This is a genomic window from Arthrobacter sp. JCM 19049 (genome assembly GCF_001310435.1).
Genome location: NZ_BAXF01000734.1, coordinates 1 through 863 on the forward strand (window position 1 = coordinate 1; position 863 = coordinate 863).

Consider the following 863-nt stretch of genomic DNA (forward strand, 5'->3'; position numbering starts at 1 on the left):
CTGCATCATGCCGGCCACGCTGTCCACGGTGAATGCCATGTTTCAGGGCAAGCAGCGCGCCGCCGCGTTTGGCATCTGGGGTGCGGTGATTTCCGGCGCCGCCGCCGTGGGACCCTGGCCGGCGGCCTGTTGACGCAATATGCCTCTTGGCACTGGATCTTTCTGGTGAACCTGCCCCTGGGCGCGGTGCTGCTGGTGCTGGCGCTGGTCTTCGTCCCGGAAACCAAGGTGGAAAGCCGGCCCGCGGCGTGGATGTGGACGGCGCCTTGCTCAGTGCGCTGGGGATGGGTGCCCTGGTGTTCGCCATTATCGAAGGACCCGAGACCGGCTGGTGGAAGCCGAAGTCCGAGCTGCGCGTGGGCCCCTTCATCTGGCCCGCGGATGCCGCGATATCCATTGTCCCGGTTGCCTGCTGATTGCGGCAGCGGCCATTGTGCTGTTCATCTTCTGGGAACGGCACCGGGCGCGGGTGCGCCGCTCGGCCCTGCTGGAACTGCAGCTGTTTACCGTCCCCACGTTCTCCTGGGGAAACCTGACCGCCGCAAGCGTGGCGATTGGTGAGTTCGCGCTGTTGTTCGTCTTGCCGCTGTTTTTGGTCAATGCCCTGGGGCTCTCCGTGCTGTCCTCCGGGTTGGTGCTGGTGGCCATGGCGGTGGGCGCGTTCATTTCCGGGGCTCTGGCCCGTCACCTGGCCGCCAGGATTTCCGCGGCCGGGACAGTGCTGCTGGGCCTGGGCATGGAAACCCTTGGCGTCCTGATCCTGGCCGTGGTGCTCTCCGCGGGCGTCCCGCCGCTGGCTGTTGCGGCGCCGTTGGTGTTGTATGGGCTGGGTCTTGGCCTGGCCTCGGCCCAGCTGACCGGAA

At 66.9% G+C, this 863-nt stretch carries 1 protein-coding gene and 1 pseudogene; both read left to right on the forward strand.

What is annotated here, in order from left to right:
- Positions 1-248: 248 nt before the first annotated feature.
- The gene (locus JCM19049_RS22825; protein ID WP_306420834.1) at positions 249-416 is read left to right on the forward strand and encodes a hypothetical protein; all 168 of its coding nucleotides are present in this window, start codon (positions 249-251) and stop codon (positions 414-416) included.
- A gap of 17 nt (positions 417-433) precedes the next feature.
- Positions 434-863, forward strand: a pseudogene (locus tag JCM19049_RS22830) (MFS transporter); the annotation flags it as partial.